Source organism: Lachnoanaerobaculum gingivalis, from assembly GCF_003862475.1.
Classification (GTDB): Bacteria; Bacillota; Clostridia; order Lachnospirales; family Lachnospiraceae; genus Lachnoanaerobaculum; species Lachnoanaerobaculum gingivalis.
The window spans coordinates 228294-248298 of sequence record NZ_RRCO01000002.1 but is presented as its reverse complement, the minus strand read 5'-3'; the positions used below and the strand labels follow the sequence as shown (position 1 = coordinate 248298).

Genomic DNA, 20005 nt, shown 5'->3' with positions numbered 1-20005 from the left:
CTCCTAATAGCTATAAAAATCTATATATGATCAATTCTAATTATTTAGAATAAAATCCGTTAAAAACCTAATTTTCCTCCGAAGAGTCCGCCAAGGGCTCCTCTCTTTTTACCATTCTTCATCATACCCGGGAATTGCTTCATCATCTTTTTCATCTGTTCAAATTGCTTTACAAGTCTGTTGACATCAGCAATATTTACACCTGAACCCTTTGCAATTCTGTTTTTTCTTGAAGGGTTCAAAAGACTTGGATCAAGCCTTTCTTTTTCAGACATACTCTGAATAATAGCTTTTATTTTTATCATCTGACTGTCATCAACCTCAGGTAATGCAGCCTTACCACCGATTCCCGGTAACATGCTGAGTATACTTGCCATACCACCCATCTTCTCAAGCTGTTCCAGCTGATCAAGGAAATCGTTGAAATCAAAATCCGCTTTGGCAATCTTTTGTGAGAGCTTCTTAGCTTTCTCACTATCCATATCCATCTCGGCCTTTTCAATAAGAGAAAGGATATCTCCCATACCGAGAATTCTGCTTGCCATTCTGTCAGGATAAAACTGCTCCAAATCAGAGAGTTTTTCTCCCATACCTACATAAAGTATCGGCTTACCTGTAACGGCACGTACTGAAAGAGCCGCACCACCTCTGGTATCACCGTCAAGCTTTGTAAGTATTACTCCTGTAATATCAAGCTTTTCATTGAAGGTCTCGGCTACATTTACCGCATCCTGACCTGTCATGGCATCAACCACCAAAATGATATCGTCAACATTTACAGTTTCTTTTATCTCTATCAACTCATCCATCATATCTTCATCGATATGCAGACGACCTGCAGTATCAAGAAATATAATGTTGTGATGATTCTCCTTGGCAAACTCCACAGCTCTTTTAGCAATCTCTGCAGGTTTGTGATCGGTTCCCACCTCAAAGACAGGCACATCCACCTTTTCACCATTTCTTTTTAACTGCTCTATGGCGGCAGGTCTGTAGATATCACATCCTACAAGAAGTGGAGAATTTCCCTTTTTCTTTAATTTTGCGGCAAGCTTTGCGGTAGTTGTTGTTTTACCTGCACCCTGAAGACCTGCCATCATTATAATAGTTATTTCTCCTGACGGTTTAATCTTTATTTCTGTAGTCTCACTACCCATCAAAGAAACCATCTCATCATTAACTATTTTAATAACCTGCTGAGCCGGTGTAAGTGAATTGAGTACATCAGTACCTGTTGCCTTCTCCTGAATACTCTTTATAAAATCTTTTACAACCTTAAAACTTACATCAGCCTCAAGAAGTGCCAGCCTTACTTCTTTTAATCCGGTTCTTACATCATCCTCAGTAAGTCTGCCCTTGCCACGAAGATTTTTGAAAACATTTTGAAGTTTTTCGGATAAGCTTTCAAAAGCCATTCAAACCTCCTATACATCCAGTATCTTGAATGAAAGCTCTTCTATCTTTGATATAAGTTCTTCATTCTTTGTGTCCTGATATATCTTAACAATCCTTTGTATCTCTTTTACATAAGATTTTGTTTCATCAAACTTTTTTATCAAACCAAGCTTTTCCTCATAAGAAATCAGAGATTTATTGCATCTTTTTATAAGATCGCTCACACCCTGTCTACTTATTCCCTCATTTTCAGCAATCTCACTTAGTGAGAGATCATTGAAAACCACATCCTCATAAATTCTTTGCTGATGCTCTGTTAAAAGCTTTCCATAGAAATCATAAAGAATCCCTTGATTGATATATTTCTCTATATCATTATTTTCCATACTGAGAGATTATAACAATATAAAAAGAAGCTGTCAAGTGTTTTTACTTGACAGCTTGAAAAAGTTGGATCGAATTATTGGTCCGGATCATTTAGTTCAATTTCTTTCCAAAGTTCCTCTATTGGACGTGTTTTTAAAGTCCCTGCCTCTTTTTCCGCCTCATACTCTTCAAATATTTGGGTATCATATTCATATTTATCAAACTTAACACTTACATTATTTCCATCAAGTATATAGTCTACAAAAATATACATATCATCCCATCTATTATCCGCCCATATTTCTTTATCTTTTCTACCTAAATAAAGAGCTTCAAATTCATCTACCTGATCAAATGGAACCAGCCATCCGCCTAAATCACATACTTCAATATCTTCAAGGTCTAAATCTCTTCCTTCACCTGTTTCAGAAAAGAAAACTCCTCCGAGTTTTCTTGCCTCCTCTTCTATAATGGCAAAATATTTTTCAAATTTAGCTCCTTCATTTGTTCTCAATCCTCTCATAGGTTACTTCCTCATAAAAAATATAATATCGTTTGATTTGATATTTATTTACTAACCGGTTACCTTATAAACTTCACTCAAGAAAACTTTTTCGTCTGATATACATTTTTCCAATATACCGACTTTTTTTAATCCGACTGCAATTGCAACAGATCTGGCCTGGCAGTTGATAGATTTATTCGGATTGAATTCAATACCTTTACTTTATTTAAATTTCTCCTGTATTATAACCATAGCTCATAAAAACACACTAAATATATGTGTTAGTGGTTTTATAAAGAATCTTTAGAAGTTTTTCTTAAAAGATTTTATATTTTTACGGTAGTAATATATTGTTTTATTTTTTATATCTGAAATTTCAATAAATTGTAATTTAATCTTTTTATCCATTCTGATAAAGATTTTTTTTATGTCTTCTAAATTTTTATCCAAGCTTGTTATTGTATTTAAAACAACTTCACCCTTGACCACCTTGTCTAAAATTTTAAACAAATGAATCATGTCATTATCATATTTATCCAAATATTTAATATAGTAAAATATATCTTCAATTAGATCATAATATAGCTTCTTATATTTTTTTTCATTCAATTTATCATTTACAAAAAAAACACTCTTTAATACTTTTCTTTTAAAATTGTATATTTTCTCAATTCGATCCTTTTGTTCAATATTGCTACACTCAATATAGTCTTTTTCGTTACACAAAAAATAATCATCTAGTTTCCCATATATATATACTTTTTTATTATTTTTAGTTTTTGCATAAAAATACGCCAAAGCTTGCCTTCTTGAAATGTTTGAATTTATTTTCTTATGTAAATACATAAAATTTAAAATAAAAAAAAGCAATGTAATTATACAAGAAATTATAAAAATTCCTTTAATTATATCATTTAGATTCTCTGTTTTTTTAATATAATAATAATAAATTGAACTAGGAATTTGAATCATTACTATAATCAAGCATATATTACCAAATATTTTTATGAAAATAACATCTTCTTCATCGTGTACAATAGCTACAAATACAGATACTGCATAAAAACTATAAATAAGGCTAGACAAAATGGTGTATATGATACTATCAAATGAGCATATACCTCCCAAAATAAAAATTGGAATAAGAGCTATAATAAGCATTATAAAATATACTATAATAAGAAGTATTTTAGCAAAAGCAGATAATAAAAAATTACAATTTTTTGTTTTTTCTTTATAAAAATAATATGGAGCCCTCAAAAACTTATACGGAAATCTTTTGAAAAAATATGTGAATACAATGAACATAAGTAAAAAAAAAGTTCCAGATAAAATATAAGTAGATAAAACATCATTGTAATTTAAATTTGGAATTAACTGAATAGATGCTATAAACAAACCCAAAAATAAGCCAAATAAAGTAGTAATAATAGTAATTATAGCAGGCTTTAATATCATATATCGATCTTTTTCGCTAACATCTTTAAAAGTATATTTAGTATGGTCTTCTAAACCAATGCTTCTAATAATATAAAATAGAGAAAAAATAGATGCTAAAACAGCCCCGATAGAAACTATAAATGACAACATCTTATTCCAATCATCTACTACATCAAAAATAGACTTACTTGAATCAACCAAGGAAAATATTATAACCATAGTAATCACTCCTCTCTCCATATAATCAAGTGTTTTTTTAATAAATTCAATACTTTTTGATACCTGTCATTGAATAGAACTAAGGTTATGGAGTGATCTTTACCTCATACAGGGCAGATATATAGTAATAATGGGTGCACCAAATAAAACGTCATCACTATTCGTTCTAAATGGCCTCGATGTGTACCCATCCCTATATGGCAGCTCACCTCTCATGTCCAACAGGATTATCCTCCTTACGGTGGGTCCTCACTTCCTTCGTTCTGCCTGTCCATAACCAGGGTGCCAGCTTAGCTATTCATCAGGGTCATGCCCTTTGGAGAAAATTCCTGCCGGCTACCAGCTCATTCTTTGTACTTTCATCACTGATCCAAACACTACGATTACAGCACCTTTCGGTGGACGCTTCCTATAATCATTATGGTTGTTCTTTATTGCTCGGTTATGCAGCCTTTAACTGCTCTCCCGGACGTCGAATATCTTTCAACATCTTTGATGCATCATAACTGATTCCCTTGGTAAGGATCACATGGAATACTCTTATCAGCTTACATGCTACTGCTATCAGCGACTGCATCTTTTTCAATGGATTCTTTTCCCTGGTAGTATAATATCTGTGGATTTCTTTGAATTCTTCATTCTTTCCCACCACCGATATCGCTGCCTCAAAAAGTAGATATCTGAGACGCTTGCGTCCTCTTTTGCTTATCTTTGTTTTTCCGTCGTGCTTACCGGAACTATCTGCCACCAGTTCCAATCCTGCAAGTTTCTGAAGTTCTTTCGTGCTATCAAAGCGCGTGATATCACCAACTTCTGCTATGAAACCAGCTACGGTTGTTATTCCTATACCTTTTATTTCAAGCAGCTTATCCGCATACCTGACCTGTTGGCACAGTTCTTTGATCAGGTCATTGACCCGTTCAAGGCGTTTTGTCTGGAGTTCATAATCCTCTATCAGATCCTGTATCTCCATCCGAGCTTCTGTAAGACCTGCTTTTAATCCTATGCTTTTCATGGCTGCATTCAGGATCAGCATAGCCTTCTTATGCCCATTTCCTCGGAGTTTAGCGTCTTTCCATATCTTTATGATACCTTCCACTCCTAGTCTTACTATCTCCTCAAGAGTTGGTGCCTGCTTTAACACCAGCAGCCCTCCCTTGGCATCTATGTGTGTATAAATCCCCTTATATTCCGGGAAATACACTGCAACCCACTTCTGCAGACGGTTCTTCGCCCTTGTCTGTTCTTCTACAAGCACAAACCGGCGGTTTGACGCATTCCGCAGTTCTGCATATACACCTGTCGGCATATATGAATAAAAATATCGTCCATCCCTTACAAGCCCTGCAATAACACGAGGATCTTTTCTGTCATTTTTAGATGGACTATTGTCATCTAATTCTTTGGTCTTATGCACATGGTGCGGATTTACCATCACAAACTTTATGTTCTTTTCACCCATGAACTGCCCAAGATCAAACCAGTAGTGACCGGTTGGCTCTATTCCTACCAGTGCATCTTTAAGTTCATTTTTCTGCATCAGTTCCACAACCGAATTGTAAAAGCTGTTGAATCCCTCCATAGAGTTTGAAAACGCTACAGGCTTTCTGGTAAGTTCTATGCCTCTCCAGTTAAAAGCTCTGAAATAATGCTTTTCACTGCCAACATCAATGCCGACAATCATTGTTGTTTCTTTTACTTGTTCAATCTTCTTATTTTGTGTAGAATTCATTTGTAGATACCTTCCTTATTCCGCTCATTTGCTAACTGGCCGGTCAGCAATGACAGTTTAACTTAGGTATCTATTTTTGTAAAATCATTTACTTTCTACACTTTGAATTATACAGGAAGCTATTTAAATTAATATTAATCCTAGATTATTCATTGTTAACTCCATGAAAGTGGCTGAAAGCCACATAATTACTATATTTTAACAAAATATTGCTTTCACTTATTAAGTGAAGAAAAAAAGAGCGTCCATTTGTGGTAAAATTAAGGTGCTTAAACTCAAAAAAAATACACAAAGGAGCCCTTTATGAGTATTGTAAACACCTTATCACTTGAAAGCAATAGAAAAATTAAAATTAATTTCGATGGAGGAGATTTATCCTCTGATGCAGGCTTACTTCTTATAAAAGAATTCGTAAGTAAACTTGGCATTGATAAACTTTTCAGTCAATCATTTAAGACCAATGATTCTGCATTATTCCGTTATCACACTGATAAAGAAAATCTTCTTCAGATGATATATATGATCATTGCAGGTTATTTTGAAGATGACGCTTCAGATGAACTTACAAATGATCCTGTGTTTAAAGCAGTGCTAAATAAAGACACTTTAGCATCACAACCAACCATTTCAAGATTTCATAATCGAATGGATGAGGATTCGCTGAATCAGTTCCTTTCAATAAATCAAATTCTTCGAAAGAAAGTTTATAGCATTCAGATGCCGGAAGCTATCATTTTAGATTTGGACTCAACACTCCTTAATGCCTATGGCAAACAGGAAGGTAGAGCATTTAACTTCCACTATCAAAGTAACGGTTACCATCCACTTGTTTGCTATGATGGAATCACAGGAGATTTGATTAAAATTCAGCTTCGCGATGGGACTAAGTATTCAAGCACAGGAGTTGTGGAATTTCTTCAGCCTATACTTGATGAATATCTTGAAGATTTTCCGGAAATTAAACTTCTCCTTCGTGGAGATAGTGGCTTTGCAACACCCGGTTTATATAAACAGTGTGAAGAAAACGGCACCGGCTATGTAATTCGTTTGAAAGAGAATGCTATACTTCGTGATAAAGCATCATATCTTGTAGATGAACTTGATGAAATCACAAAAAACAACAAAGTAGATTATGCTGTAGTTTATGGTGAATTCATGTATCAGGCAGGTCCTTGGCCTTATGAAAGACGTGTTGTCTGTAAAGTTGAAAAACCTGAAAACCAAATTACTTACATGTATACATTCATTGTTACAAACATGGAATCATCCCCTGAATATCTTATCAAGTTCTATTGCAAAAGAGGCTTGATGGAAAACTTCATAAAGGAAAGTAAAACAGGTTTTGACTTTGCTTCTGTCAGCAGTCATACAAGAATTGTAAATGCCAACAGGCTTCAAATACATGCACTTGCTTATAACATATTTAATTGGTTTAGACGATTGGCGTTATCTGCAAATATGAGAAAACAACGCATTGATACTGTCCGTCTAAAACTGCTAAAGATTGCTGCAAAAGTAATTCGTTCAGCAAGGTATATAACATTCAAGCTGTGTAGCAGTTGCCCATATAAGGATGAGTTCTATGATACTCTATCAAATATCAGCAAGCTATGTATACAGCTTGAATAACAACTAATAATGAACCTTGACAGCTTGATAACTACTTGTAAACTCTACCTAGGGGAAGTCTGCCCATTTTTAGGTGTATCAAGTCAGTTATAGCGTCATGGATTAGGTTTAAAGATTTATAGCACGGTAATTAACTTAAATATCGTACCGTGAATAATGCAGGTTAATTTTATTTATACTAACATATACAAAATAAGTTGTAAATATATTAATAATATCGTAAGAAACATTGCGCTAAATAGATACATAAAATATTTTATATCGTAACAAATAAGTATTGTTTACAATAGTAGATCCTATATAGTGTTTAGTATGTATATTTTGACACATACACACATCTAATTAAAGTGTTTGTGAGAAATATAAAATTTCTATATATTAATTACCCATAAATAATAAGATGAAATCCAAGTATACATTCTGATATAAAATGCATTATTAAAAAATGAACTACTTTTCTTTGATTGCATCTTCAGTCATTATAATCTTGTGTATCGGTTTCTTCTCTCTTTTTGCTATAATAAAAAGTCTTCTATGATTTTTATATTTTGTCATAGAAGACCTTTGGCTTAATAGCTATTTACAGAAAAAGCTTAACATATTGGTTCGGTTTCTTTAAAGAACTTTTTTAATTAAATCTTAAATAACTATAAATAAATCACTCCACCAAATTGCCCTTTTTATCAACATAAAAATAAATCACTTTATTAGTAGTCCTTGTACTACCACATTTAGGGCATTGATTTCTATCCTTTAAATTACTTGCTATATAGATACTATTTCCTAAATTTCCCAAACTAGAAAGACCCGCAGCTGCTAAAGAGAAATTTTCTATATCATCCATCAAACTAACATAATAAATATTACCACATGCCTTACAGGTAAATTCTGTTTATTGCATTTTTTTACAATTTTTATATTTACGTTTTTCTTCTGCATCATATTTTATCTTATCAATATAGCCTTTTATCTTATCACCGTATCCTTTTATTTGTTCTATTTCTCTTGAATTTGCTTCAAGTTTTCCTTGTATGTGTAAATCAAGTCTTTCTTGTGCTTCAGGATGAGTCTTTACATATTTTTTTAACAGGTTAGTATTTGTATGAATTCCAACAGAAAAAATTATTATATCCAAGTTCAGCCGCACATTCCTTACAAATGTACTTCAAACCCACTCTACCGGTAACCTCATAAAATTCTTTTTTATTATCTGTTATCTTTCCACATGTTAAACATTCCATACTACATTTCTCCTTAATTAAAATGACTTTAGAAATAACTCTAGAACAAATTATTCTTTAACGTAATTAGTTCATCTATATTTTTACCCCATCAAATCAAAAAACGATATCTGATTGCTCTCAGGCAGATCTCCCAGTAAGTTCAAGCTGTCAAGAAGTTCGCATGTACTCTTTCCGACCTTTGCTCTGGACATAAAATCATCTTTTGAAATGAAAGGTCCTGCCTTTGTGGCATTGACTATTGATGTGGCGGCAGTTTCGCCAAGTCCTTCAATACTTGAAAGCGAAGGCATTATCTTGCCGTCATCCATTATCTGAAACTTTGTAGGATGCACTTTGAAAAGATCAATCTTTGCAAACTCAAAACCTCTTGCATACATCTCCTGTGCTATTCTCATATCTCGAAGAGTATCCGCATATTTGGCTGTGGTATCCGGATTTTTCTTATATTGAGCAATATTAAACTCAAGCTTATCCTTTCCCATACACATAAGAGAATAGTTAAATCCTGTAGCTCTTATAGTAAAGTATGCCGTATAATATGCCAATGGATAAAATATCTTACAGTAAGCAATTCTCCATGCCATCATAACATATGCGGCAGCATGAGCTTTAGGAAACATATACTTTATTTTCTTACAGGACCAGATATACCAGTCAGGCACACCCTTTTCCTCCATATGTTCGACCCATTCATCTGTAAGTCCCTTACCCTTTCTTACACTCTCCATTATCTTAAAGGATTCACCTTCATCAAGTCCCTGTTCTATAAGATAAATCATGATATCATCTCTGGTACAGATAGCTGTTCTTATGGTTGCCTTACCTTCAAGTATCAAAGTCTGTGCATTTCCAAGCCAAACATCGGTACCATGTGCAAGTCCGGCAATTCTTACAAGGTCTGAAAGTCCCTGAGGTTTTGTATCAATTAACATTTGCATAGCAAAATCGGTACCAAACTCAGGTACTCCTAAAGCACCCAGCGGACAGTCAAGTATATCTTTCGGCTCAATTCCAAGGGCCGAGGTGTTTTGGAAAAGACTCATTGTCTCTTTTGAATCCAGTGGAATATCTTTTACCGGGTCAATACCTGTAAGATCTTGAAGCATTCTTATCATTGTAGGATCCTGATGTCCAAGTATATCAAGTTTTAGAAGATTGTGATCGATAGCGTGATAATCAAAATGTGTGGTAATAGTCTTTGTGGTCATATCATTTGCAGGTCTTTGTACCGGTGTAAATGTATATATCTCTTCACCATGAGGAAGCACTATGATACCTCCCGGGTGCTGACCCGTAGTTCTTCTTACACCTTCACAGCCTACAGCCAGTCTGTTTATCTCACATTTTCTTTTACTCTCATTTTTATCATCAAAATAATGCTTTACATAACCGTATGCCGTCTTATTTGCCAGAGTACCTACTGTTCCGGCTCTGTAAGTATAACCCTTACCAAATATCACCTCGGTATACTCATGGGCATTTGGCTGATATTCTCCTGAGAAGTTCAAGTCTATATCAGGCTCTTTATCTCCTTTAAATCCAAGGAAAGTCTCAAATGGAATATCAAAACCGTCTTTTTTAAGTTTCTTACCACATTTTGGACAAATCTTATCAGGCATATCACAACCTGCCATACCTGCAAACGCTTTTACTTCAGGTGAGTCAAAGTCAACATATTTACAGTCACAGTAATAATGTGCCGGAAGTGGATTAACTTCAGTTATTCCCGAAGTATATGCGGCAAAAGAAGAACCTACAGATCCTCTTGAGCCTACAAGATAACCGTCCTCATTGCTCTTTTCCACCAGCTTTTTTGCAATAATGTACATAACCGCAAACCCGTTTGAGATAATAGAATTCAGCTCTTTTTTCAGTCTGTCCTCAACTATTTTTGGTAATACTTCACCATACTGCTCATGTGCTTTCTTATAGCAGGCATTGGTCAAATCTTCATCCGAATTTTCTATAACAGGCGGACATTTATCAGGTCTTACCGGTGATATCACCTCCACCATATCTGAAATCATTCTTGTGTTTGTAACAACCACTTCATAAGCTTTCTCACTGCCAAGATACTCAAACTCATCAAGCATTTCTCTCGTTGTACGAAGATATAGTGGCGGCTGTGTATCCGCATCCTTATATCCCTTTCCATAGAATATAATCCTTCTGTATATCTCATCCTCAGGATTTAAAAAATGCACATCACAGGTGGCAACTACAGGCTTTTCATATACATTTCCAAGCTCAATAATCCTTCTGTTTATATCCTGCAAGTCTTCTATGGAATGAATATCATTTTGCTCATCTTCCAAAAGGAACATATTGTTGCCTATAGGTTGAATCTCCAGGTAATCATAGAATGATACAATTCTGTTTAATTCATCATCTGTAGCATCATCTAAAATAGCCTTATAAACCTCTCCCTGTTCGCAGGCACTTCCTATAATAAGCCCCTCTCTCATCTTTGCTAAAATAGATTTCGGGATTCTGGGTCTTTTATTAAAGAAATCAATATGCGATAATGAAATTAATTTATAAAGATTTATTCTTCCGATATCATTTTTTGCAAGTATTATTACATGATTGTATTTGGTTTTCTTTACGATATCCGCATTGGTCTCACCTAAGCTTGCCACCTCCGATAATTTGGACAATCCTCTGCTTTTAAGTCTTTTTATAAATTCCACCCAGATCTGTGCTGTTGCTTCGGCATCATTTACAGCTCTGTGGTGACCTTCCAAAGATATATTTAAAGCTTTACATACCGTATCCAGCTTAAATCTGTTAAGATCCGGCAAAAGAAGTCTTGCCATTGCAACAGTATCTATTATTGAAGGATTATACTCTCTGTTTATTCTCTTTGCATTCTCACGTATAAATCCCGTATCAAAACCCGCATTATGTGCGACTATAATATAATCCTCACAAAAATCCAAAAACTCAGGAAGTATATCTTCGATAACAGGTGCATTCATTACCATTGCATCACTGATATGTGTAAGTTCTTCTATCTTAAAAGGAATAGGTCTTCTTGGATTTACAAATGTTGAGAACCTGTCTACAATCTCTCCTTTTACGACCTTAACCGCACCTATCTCAGTGATTGCATCGTTTTTGGCAGAGAATCCTGTGGTCTCTATATCAAATACTATAAAACCGTCATCCAAAGTCTTATCCATAGGATTGGTTACAAGTTCCTTTAAATCATCTACCAGATAACCCTCTACACCGTATATTATCTTAGGTGGATTCTTCACATGGCTGGCTTCTGTAAAACCTTGAATATTTCCATGATCTGTAATTGCAATTGCATCCATTCCCCAGTTTTTAGCCTGATTTATTATATCTGAAGCTGAAGAAACACCGTCAAAATCGCTCATTTTCGTATGGCAATGAAGCTCAACTCTTTTTACAGGCTCATTGTCCATTCTGATATTCTCTTCAAACTTCTCACATTTTTTTATTCCCTTTATAGATGAAATTGTAAGCTCACTGTCAAATTTATCAATCAGAGCCATACCGTTTACTTTTATGTAATTTCCTTTGACTATGTTTGTCTTAACCGAATCCAACTGCTCGCCACGAACAAACATCTTTACATAAATGGAATCGCTGAAGTCTGTAATTGCAAAAATATAAAGTGTGGAATCACTTCTTTCAAGATATCTGCTTTCAACTTCTATGATCTTTCCTCTGACAGTTACTTCTCCAATCTCTCCGATAAGGTCTGATAGTTTTATAAAATTGTCATCAAAATCTCTTCCATAAATAACATCCGGATTATCCGACTTTTGCTTTGTATACTTAGGAGTATATCCTTTTTTATCAAAGCCCTTATTTCCAAACTTTTTACCTGTATCCTTTTTGGGATTTGAATTAGCTGCTATCTCATTTGATTTTGCGGATTCATTATTTTCACCGCCTTCCCATGCCGCATTTGCACTTCCGGTAACAAAATCACTGTTATCGCTTTTCTTTGTAACGGTTCGCTCGGCATACTCTATTTCTTCATTTCTTTCTTTTCTTGCAACAAACTTATGCCTTACCGTACAAAGTATTCCACATCTTTCATTAAAGATTTTTTCAAGTATTCTTACAAGCTCATCAATTACACTTTCATTTAAAGGATTTTTCTCAACCGTCATGTCCATGTATGAACCGTCAAATGTAATGCAGGCATTGTTTAAAATAACATACTGGGATATCTTATAGTTTTTTATTTCCAGAAGTATGCTGTCTCTATAGGTCTCAAAAAGATTTTGGGCAGTATATTGACTTGACAGTTTGAACTTTTCAAATATTTTAATTTTAACATTCTTTTTTGGAAACATCTTATCCTTTATAAGCTTTTCCAAATCAAGAATTGTTTTCTTCTCTATTATTCTCTCGGCAATGATATTTATCTTTATCAAAGACATATCATTGCTTGCACTCACTTTTTCCACAAAAACAAAGTTTAAAAGTTCGTCAATATGACCCGAACATTCTAAACTTTGAAAAACGTCTTTGAATTTTTTTAACATTCTATGCCTCTTTTGACAATATATCAAGTTCCTCTTTAAGAGCTGCTAAAAGTTCATTCTCAGGCAATTTCTTTACCACCTTGCCCTTCTTTATTAAAAGTCCCTCGCCTATTCCGCCGGCAATTCCTATGTCGGCTTCCTTAGCTTCTCCCGGTCCGTTTACCACACATCCCATTACTGCAACCTTTATATTAAGATCATAACCTTCTACAAGCTTTTCAACCTTACCTGCCAGACTTATAAGATCAATATTTGTTCTGCCGCATGTAGGGCAGGATACAACCTCTATACCGCCTTTTCTAAGTCCAAGATTATTTAATATAAGCTTTGCGGCAAAAATTTCTTCTATAGGATCACCGGTAAGAGATACTCTGATAGTATCACCTATACCCTGATATAATATAATACCAAGTCCGAGTGATGACTTTATCATACCCCTTTTTACCGTGCCGGACTCTGTTATACCTATATGAAGCGGATAATCTGTTCTTTCGGAAATCAGTTCATGTGCCTTTACACACATCATCACATCTGAAGATTTAATACTTATAACAAGATTATTATAGTCCATATCTTCTATAATTTTCACCTTATCAAGTGCAGACTCAACAATACCTTCAGCTGTAACACCGCCATATTTTTCAATAAGATTTTTCTCCAAAGAGCCTGAGTTTACACCGACTCTAATGGGAAGATTTCTTTCTTTACAAGCATCCACTACAGCCTTTATTCTTTCACTGCTTCCGATATTTCCGGGATTAATCCTTATCTTATCACAACCTGACTTTATAGCCTCAAGTGCCAGTCTGTAATCAAAATGAATATCGGCAACAAGCGGTATATGTATTTGCTTTTTGATCTCTGCGATTGCTTTTGCAGCCTCTGAATTCGGCACTGCAACTCTTATTATGTCACAACCTGCATCCTCAAGTCTTAAAATCTGATCTACAGTTGCTTTGACATCCTCAGTCTTTGTATTACACATCGACTGTATAAGAATAGGCATATCACCGCCTATATATTTATCTCCTATTTGTACTAATCTTGTTTTCTTTCTCATTATTTACTCCTATAATGCAAGCATTATATAATTTTTCTTATATCATTAAACATTACAAAAACCATCAAAAGCATCAAGAGAGCAAAACCTGCAAAATGAATATATCCTTCCACTTTTCTGTTTAAAGGTCGTCTAAATATCGCCTCAAGGAATAAAAAGATAAGTCTTCCGCCGTCAAGTGCCGGTAGTGGAAGTAAATTCATTACTCCGAGGTTTGCACTTAAAAGTAACACCATCTGTGACAATGAAAGCAGTACAACAAATATTCCATATGGTTTTGATTCATTCACCGTAGTTCCTATCATATTTACAATACCTACAGGTCCGCTTATCTCGCTTGCTTTTGCTCTGCCTCTTAGCAGATAGATAAGTGAATCAACAGTCATTGAAATAGTATATTTTACTTCCAATACTGAATACTTAAGTATTGAGAGCGGGTTATTCAGCTTTTCATATCCGGAGCTTTTTATACCTATCATATATTGAGAGTATTCCTCATTATACATAGGTGTAACTGTTATTGTTTGTTTTTCATTATTTCTTTTTACCGTAAGTGTAATAGCTTTACCCTGATTCATAAACAGGTATGTGGAAACACTTCTGTAAAAGAAAATTTCTCTTCCGTTAATTTTTTCTATCTCATCGCCTACCATAAGTCCTGAGCTCTCAGCCGGAAGGCCTGATACAAATCCGCTTATCACAGGTTTATCCACGCCCACATTTGCAACTATAAATATGGCAACTAAAAATGCCAAAATAAAGTTAAAAATAGGTCCTGCCGCAATAGTGGCAATTCTTCCCAAAAGCGGTGCGCTGTTAAAGCTTCCCGGTGCGTCTTCATCCTCATCTTCTCCATACATAGCGCAGGAACCGCCAAGCGGTAAGAGCTTCAGTGAGTACCTGGTTTCTTTCCCCTTTACAGAGAAAATTCTGGGTCCCATTCCTACAGAAAACTCTACAACTTTTACTCCTGAGAGTTTGGCAAATAGAAAATGTCCAAACTCATGTATTAATACTATTATTCCAAAAATAATTAATGCAATAACTATATTCAAATTTTTATCCTTTCCAAATACTCTTCGGTCCACTGTTTCAATGATAGGATATCCTCAAGAGACGGATTTTCCTTGAACTGATGATTTTCTATGGCAAGACCTATAAGACGCGGTATATCTGTAAATCCAATCTTTTTATTTAAGAATTTATCTACAGCCCATTCATTGGCGGCATTTAAAACTGTAGGTGCACTTCCACCCTTTTTGCCTGCCGATATAGCCATCTTAAGTCCTTCAAATACATCCAAATCAGGTTTTAAAAAGTTCAAAGTTGACAGTTTTGAAAAGTCCACTCTTTCCTCAGATATATATCTTCTCTCAGGATAAAAAATAGCATAGGAAATAGGCAGCTTCATATCAGGTGTACCAAGCTGTGCTATAATCCCGTTATCTTTAAACTCTACCATAGAATGAATGATGGATTCTTTTTGTATGACAACCTCAATATCATCAATATCCACATCAAATAAATGCGACGCCTCTATTATCTCCAATCCCTTGTTTATCATTGTAGCAGAATCGATGGTGATTTTTTTTCCCATACTCCAGTTCGGATGCTTTAGAGCATCTTCTAGAGTAACATTTTCTAATTCTTTCTTACTAAAACCTCTAAAAGGCCCGCCTGAAGCGGTAAGTAAGATCTTCTTGATAGGATTATTCTTATCAAGACATTGAAAAATAGCACTGTGCTCAGAGTCAACAGGATATATATTTATACCCATATCCTTTGCAAGCGGCATAATAATATGCCCCGCGCAAACAAGTGTCTCCTTATTTGCAAGTGCAATATCCTTCTTCGCTTTTATTGCCGCAATAGTAGGCTCTATACCTATCATACCTACAACAGCTGTTACCACTATATCGGCAGCACAAACAGAGGCAACCTCTATCAGTCCGTCCATACCGAAGCACACTTTTACATCCAAATCCTTTACTTTATCTGAAAGAATTTTTGCGTCAGCTTCCTCCCATATGGCAACCACCTTAGGCTTGAACTCTCGTATCTGTTTTTCCAATAAATCTATATTTTTATGTGCTGAAAGTGCCACCACTTCCACGTCATTATTTATTCTAACTATATCAAGTGTTTGTGTTCCTATGGATCCTGTGGATCCCAAAATAGATATTTTTTTCATTTATTTATCCCAAAAAATATATTGCAAAAAAGATCGCAGGAGCGGTAAATATCATACTGTCAAATCTGTCAAGTATGCCACCATGTCCCGGAATCAAATTTCCATAGTCTTTTATATTATGATTTCTCTTTATAGCTGAAGCAAGCGCATCACCAACCTGTGATATTACAGAACCTATAGCGCATGAAGCGGCACAGGTAAATACCGGTGATAAGGTACTTATAAAATGTCCCGACAATATAGCGCCGAATATTCCTCCTATAAGAGCGGCTCCCAAAACTCCGCCTATACTACCTTCTACAGACTTTTTAGGGCTTAGTACGGGAGCTATTTTATGCTTACCAAAAAGTGAACCTACCGCATATGCACATGTATCCGAGCCCCAACTGGATATAAGTATTAACCATGCCAGATAGTGTCCGTCATCAAATGTTCTGGTATTGTAAACATATGAAAACAGTATCGGAATATACATTACTCCCATAAATATAAGTGATATCTCCTCGGTCTTATACTTAGGAAATGTGAATACATATATTGCAAAAATAACCAGAAGAAATGCTATCACCGAAAAGAATATATATTGATTTAATTTAAAATAAATCAAACAATAATATATCAGTGAGTACGCATATCCAAGATATGCAATATTTTTCTTATCAAGGCCCAAAGCTCTGTAAAACTCAAATAAACCTATTACGGAAATTAATGCGGATAATATTATAAGCGGTAAATTACCTATATAAAAAGCCAAGATAGCCACTATCAAAAGTCCTATTCCGCTTATCAGTCTGGTAAAAAACATTAACGACCTCCAAATCTCCTCTGTCTTTTGCTATAGCTCTCCACAGCCTTCAAAAGCTCATCCTTATCAAAATCCGGCCACAAAGTATCTGTAATATAAAACTCACTGTATGCTATCTGCCAAAGTAAAAAGTTTGAAACTCTAAGCTCACCGCTTGTACGAATAAGCAAATCCGGATCCGGTAAATTCTTTGTATCTAAATATGAGGAAATAAGCTCCTCATTTATATTCTCTTTTGAAATAACTCCGGCGGCGGCATCATCCACTATATGTTCTATAGCTCTTTTTATCTCATCTCTTCCACCATAATTTATAGCAAATGCAAAAGTCATACCTGTGTTTTTACTTGTTGCATCCACAAGCTTTTGAATTCCTTTTCTAATATCCGGATCGAATCTGCTCTCATCGCCGATCATAACAGCTTTTACATTGTTTTTATTTGCAACATCAATAAGCTTCACCATGTAAAATCTGAGAAGCTTCATCAAAGCACTTACTTCCACTGCTGATCTTTTCCAATTCTCTGTAGAAAAGGCATATACTGTAAGGCACTCCACTCCAAGTCGTACACAGTCTTCAACAGTTTTTTCAAGCGCCTCACATCCGGCTTTATGTCCCATTGCTCTTGGCAGGTTTCTTCTTTCAGCCCATCTTCCATTGCCGTCCAGTATTATGGCAATGCTTTTTGGTATAACTAAGTTTTCCAAATTTATACTCCATTCACTTTAAACTATAAAACAAGAAGGTGGAAGCCCACCTTCTTAAACTTTAGAAACTATTTGTCTCCACTGATATGAAGTCGGCTAATTAAACTGTTAATATTTCCTTTGACTTGTCTTCAATAGCCTTATCTACTCTCTCAATAGCCTTATCTGTAATCTTTTGTATTTTGTTTTCGCCGTCCTTTAAATCATCCTCTGTGAACTCTCTGGCCTTTTCAAGTTTTTTGATGGCATCTATAGCATCACGTCTGATATTTCTGACAGCAACCTTACATGCCTCACCTTTTTTCTTTACATCCTTAACAAGTTCTTTTCTTCTCTCCTCTGTAAGCTCAGGGAAGATAAGTCTGATACATGAACCGTCATTTGTAGGATTGATACCGAGGTCAGACATATTGATAGCCTTCTCGATCTCCTTTAAAAGAGACTTCTCCCAAGGTGCTATCTGTATAATTCTAGGTTCCGGAACTGAAATATTTCCTACCTGCTGGATAGGTGTAGGTGTTCCGTAATATTCAACTTTTATTCTGTCAAGTACATGAGGGTTAGCTCTTCCTGCTCTGATTGATGCGTATTCCTCAAGCAAAACATCGATAGATTTGGTCATCTTCTCTTCAAACTTTTTAATACTCTCTTGCATAAAATCTCCTTAAAATTATATTAATAAATATATTACAATTACACTGTCACAATTGTTCCGTTTATCTTGCCGTCCAACGCATTTTTTATAGAATTCTCTTCATTTAAATCAAATACTGCAAGCGGCATCTTATGCTCAAGACACATTACTGAAGCGGTCAAATCCACTACAGCAAGTCTCTTATCAATAACTTCCTGAATTGTAAGTGTATCATACTTCTTTGCATTAGGATCTACCTTAGGATCTGCATTATATACTCCGTCAATAGATTTTGCCAAAAGTATCATATCTACGTCCATCTCGATAGCTCTTAAAACTATACCTGTATCTGTAGAGAAGTATGGGTGACCTGTGCCTCCACCGAAGAATACAACCTTGCCCTCTTTAAATCTTTCATTTACTCTGTCTTTTGAGAATACTTCCGCCATATCTCCGCAAGGAAATGCCGAAAAGATTGCAGTATCTATACCCTCTGAACGGAATATCTCAGATACATAGATACAGTTCATAATGGTTGCAAGCATTCCTATCTGGTCCGCCTTTGTTCTGTCAATAGCTTCAGATGTTCTGCCTCTCCAGTAGTTACCGCCACCGATAACCACACCTATATTTGTACCTGCCCCCAAAGAAGGCTTTAATTGCTTTGCAATATCTCTTACTTTATCTTCGTTGTAACCACCCTCAGGTTTTGCCAAAGCTTCACCGCTTAGTTTCAACATTACTCTTTTATTTTGCATAGATTCTTCTATCCTTTTTACTTGGAATTATGACACAAGTATACCATAGGGGAAATAGTTATACAATAAGTTAAAATACAGCAATAAATATTTAAGTACTATACTTTTAGCTATATACTCCTATTTGCCATCTACCGGAAATTAAATTATTTCCACTCAAAACTCTTTGCCATCAGCTCCGCCGCCTGCTTTACAGACTCATCACCGTCAAAGTTTGACATAAAGACCATCACATATTTTTTATCTCTTAATATATAGTATTGACGATCTATCTCGTCACTGTTATTAAACTTGATATCAAAAATATACATTATATCGCCTGCATCTGTTTTTCCTGATGAACCGTAAACTGAAGCATCCATACCGTATTGCTTTATTTGTGTATTTAACTGCCATGTGGTAGACTCAGCAAACTTTTCACTTTCATCCAAGTTATAATTTTGATGCCCCATATTTATAGATATATTATTTGGTCTCGCATCATGTTCATGACCTTCAACAACATAAAAATATCTACCACCGCCTGATTGTTCCTTTGCTTCACCGAATCCTTCTGCCACAATAAAGCTTCCAAACTCCTTCTCAACTCTCTTTGAGTCTTTATTACCGGTATCACCTTTTTGTGTAGCTTCCACAGTACTCTCATCTGCCTTTGTACTTGTAACTACATCCGCATGTTTATTTCCACAAGCAGAAAGCATTACAATCATTAAAGGTAACAGATATAAACTCTTTTTCATAAATTATGTCCTCCCAGAATTTAAAATGTAAGGTTTTAGAAACTGCAAACCTAA

18 protein-coding genes are annotated in these 20005 nt (G+C 35.2%); 1 reads left to right on the top strand and 17 read right to left on the bottom strand.

Annotated features, from left to right (window positions below; translation table 11 throughout):
- Positions 1 to 59: 59 nt before the first annotated feature.
- The 6 genes from ffh to EHV10_RS05310 form a co-directional block, all read right to left on the bottom strand.
- Positions 60 to 1415, bottom strand: coding sequence for a signal recognition particle protein (gene ffh, locus EHV10_RS05330; protein WP_128673766.1), 1356 nt, complete (start codon positions 1413 to 1415; stop codon positions 60 to 62).
- 9 nt (positions 1416 to 1424) lie between these two features.
- The gene (ylxM, locus tag EHV10_RS05325) at positions 1425 to 1766 is read right to left on the bottom strand and encodes a YlxM family DNA-binding protein (RefSeq protein WP_334295162.1); all 342 of its coding nucleotides are present in this window, start codon (positions 1764 to 1766) and stop codon (positions 1425 to 1427) included.
- An 89-nt stretch (positions 1767 to 1855) separates the two neighbouring features.
- On the bottom strand, positions 1856 to 2284 hold the full coding sequence (locus EHV10_RS05320) for a DUF6290 family protein (protein ID WP_128673764.1): 429 nt from the start codon (positions 2282 to 2284) through the stop codon (positions 1856 to 1858).
- A 51-nt stretch (positions 2285 to 2335) separates the two neighbouring features.
- Complete coding sequence (locus EHV10_RS15515; RefSeq protein ID WP_408610085.1) at positions 2336 to 2479, bottom strand: DarT1-associated NADAR antitoxin family protein; 144 nt, start codon at positions 2477 to 2479, stop codon at positions 2336 to 2338.
- Between the two features lie 90 nt (positions 2480 to 2569).
- Positions 2570 to 3925, bottom strand: a complete 1356-nt coding sequence (locus EHV10_RS05315; protein ID WP_128673763.1) for a hypothetical protein — start codon at positions 3923 to 3925, stop codon at positions 2570 to 2572.
- A 442-nt stretch (positions 3926 to 4367) separates the two neighbouring features.
- On the bottom strand, positions 4368 to 5657 hold the full coding sequence (locus tag EHV10_RS05310) for an IS110 family RNA-guided transposase (RefSeq protein ID WP_128673762.1): 1290 nt from the start codon (positions 5655 to 5657) through the stop codon (positions 4368 to 4370).
- Between the two features lie 303 nt (positions 5658 to 5960).
- On the opposite strand from EHV10_RS05310, the gene EHV10_RS05305 reads away from it, so the two are divergent.
- Positions 5961 to 7286, top strand: coding sequence for an IS1380 family transposase (locus tag EHV10_RS05305; RefSeq protein WP_128672997.1), 1326 nt, complete (start codon positions 5961 to 5963; stop codon positions 7284 to 7286).
- Positions 7287 to 8178: 892 nt separating this feature from the next.
- Here the strand turns inward: EHV10_RS05305 and EHV10_RS05300 are convergent.
- From EHV10_RS05300 to EHV10_RS05255, 11 genes are all read right to left on the bottom strand, one after another.
- The gene (locus tag EHV10_RS05300; protein WP_128673761.1) at positions 8179 to 8421 is read right to left on the bottom strand and encodes a hypothetical protein; all 243 of its coding nucleotides are present in this window, start codon (positions 8419 to 8421) and stop codon (positions 8179 to 8181) included.
- Complete coding sequence (locus EHV10_RS14505; protein WP_158609904.1) at positions 8378 to 8527, bottom strand: hypothetical protein; 150 nt, start codon at positions 8525 to 8527, stop codon at positions 8378 to 8380. Before EHV10_RS14505 ends, EHV10_RS05300 begins: the two co-directional genes overlap by 44 nt.
- An 83-nt stretch (positions 8528 to 8610) precedes the next feature.
- The gene (locus tag EHV10_RS05295) at positions 8611 to 13056 is read right to left on the bottom strand and encodes a PolC-type DNA polymerase III (protein WP_128673760.1); all 4446 of its coding nucleotides are present in this window, start codon (positions 13054 to 13056) and stop codon (positions 8611 to 8613) included.
- A gap of 1 nt (position 13057) precedes the next feature.
- Entirely contained in the window at positions 13058 to 14116 is a 1059-nt protein-coding gene (ispG, locus tag EHV10_RS05290; RefSeq protein ID WP_128673759.1) for a flavodoxin-dependent (E)-4-hydroxy-3-methylbut-2-enyl-diphosphate synthase, read from the bottom strand.
- Positions 14117 to 14139: 23 nt separating this feature from the next.
- A complete protein-coding gene (gene rseP / locus EHV10_RS05285; protein ID WP_128673758.1) occupies positions 14140 to 15171 on the bottom strand; it encodes an RIP metalloprotease RseP in 1032 nt (343 codons plus the stop codon).
- Entirely contained in the window at positions 15168 to 16307 is a 1140-nt protein-coding gene (gene dxr / locus EHV10_RS05280; protein WP_128673757.1) for a 1-deoxy-D-xylulose-5-phosphate reductoisomerase, read from the bottom strand. The genes rseP and dxr overlap by 4 nt, the downstream gene beginning before the upstream one ends.
- A 4-nt stretch (positions 16308 to 16311) precedes the next feature.
- Positions 16312 to 17112: a phosphatidate cytidylyltransferase gene (locus tag EHV10_RS05275; RefSeq protein ID WP_128673756.1), complete on the bottom strand. Its 801-nt coding sequence runs from the start codon at positions 17110 to 17112 to the stop codon at positions 16312 to 16314.
- The gene (locus tag EHV10_RS05270; RefSeq protein WP_128673755.1) at positions 17112 to 17819 is read right to left on the bottom strand and encodes an isoprenyl transferase; all 708 of its coding nucleotides are present in this window, start codon (positions 17817 to 17819) and stop codon (positions 17112 to 17114) included. The genes EHV10_RS05275 and EHV10_RS05270 overlap by 1 nt, the downstream gene beginning before the upstream one ends.
- Before the next feature lie 100 nt (positions 17820 to 17919).
- Complete coding sequence (frr, locus tag EHV10_RS05265) at positions 17920 to 18474, bottom strand: ribosome recycling factor (protein ID WP_128673754.1); 555 nt, start codon at positions 18472 to 18474, stop codon at positions 17920 to 17922.
- Positions 18475 to 18512: 38 nt separating this feature from the next.
- Positions 18513 to 19211, bottom strand: coding sequence for a UMP kinase (pyrH, locus tag EHV10_RS05260; RefSeq protein WP_128673753.1), 699 nt, complete (start codon positions 19209 to 19211; stop codon positions 18513 to 18515).
- A gap of 146 nt (positions 19212 to 19357) precedes the next feature.
- Positions 19358 to 19951: a hypothetical protein gene (locus EHV10_RS05255; RefSeq protein WP_128673752.1), complete on the bottom strand. Its 594-nt coding sequence runs from the start codon at positions 19949 to 19951 to the stop codon at positions 19358 to 19360.
- Positions 19952 to 20005: the final 54 nt, after the last annotated feature.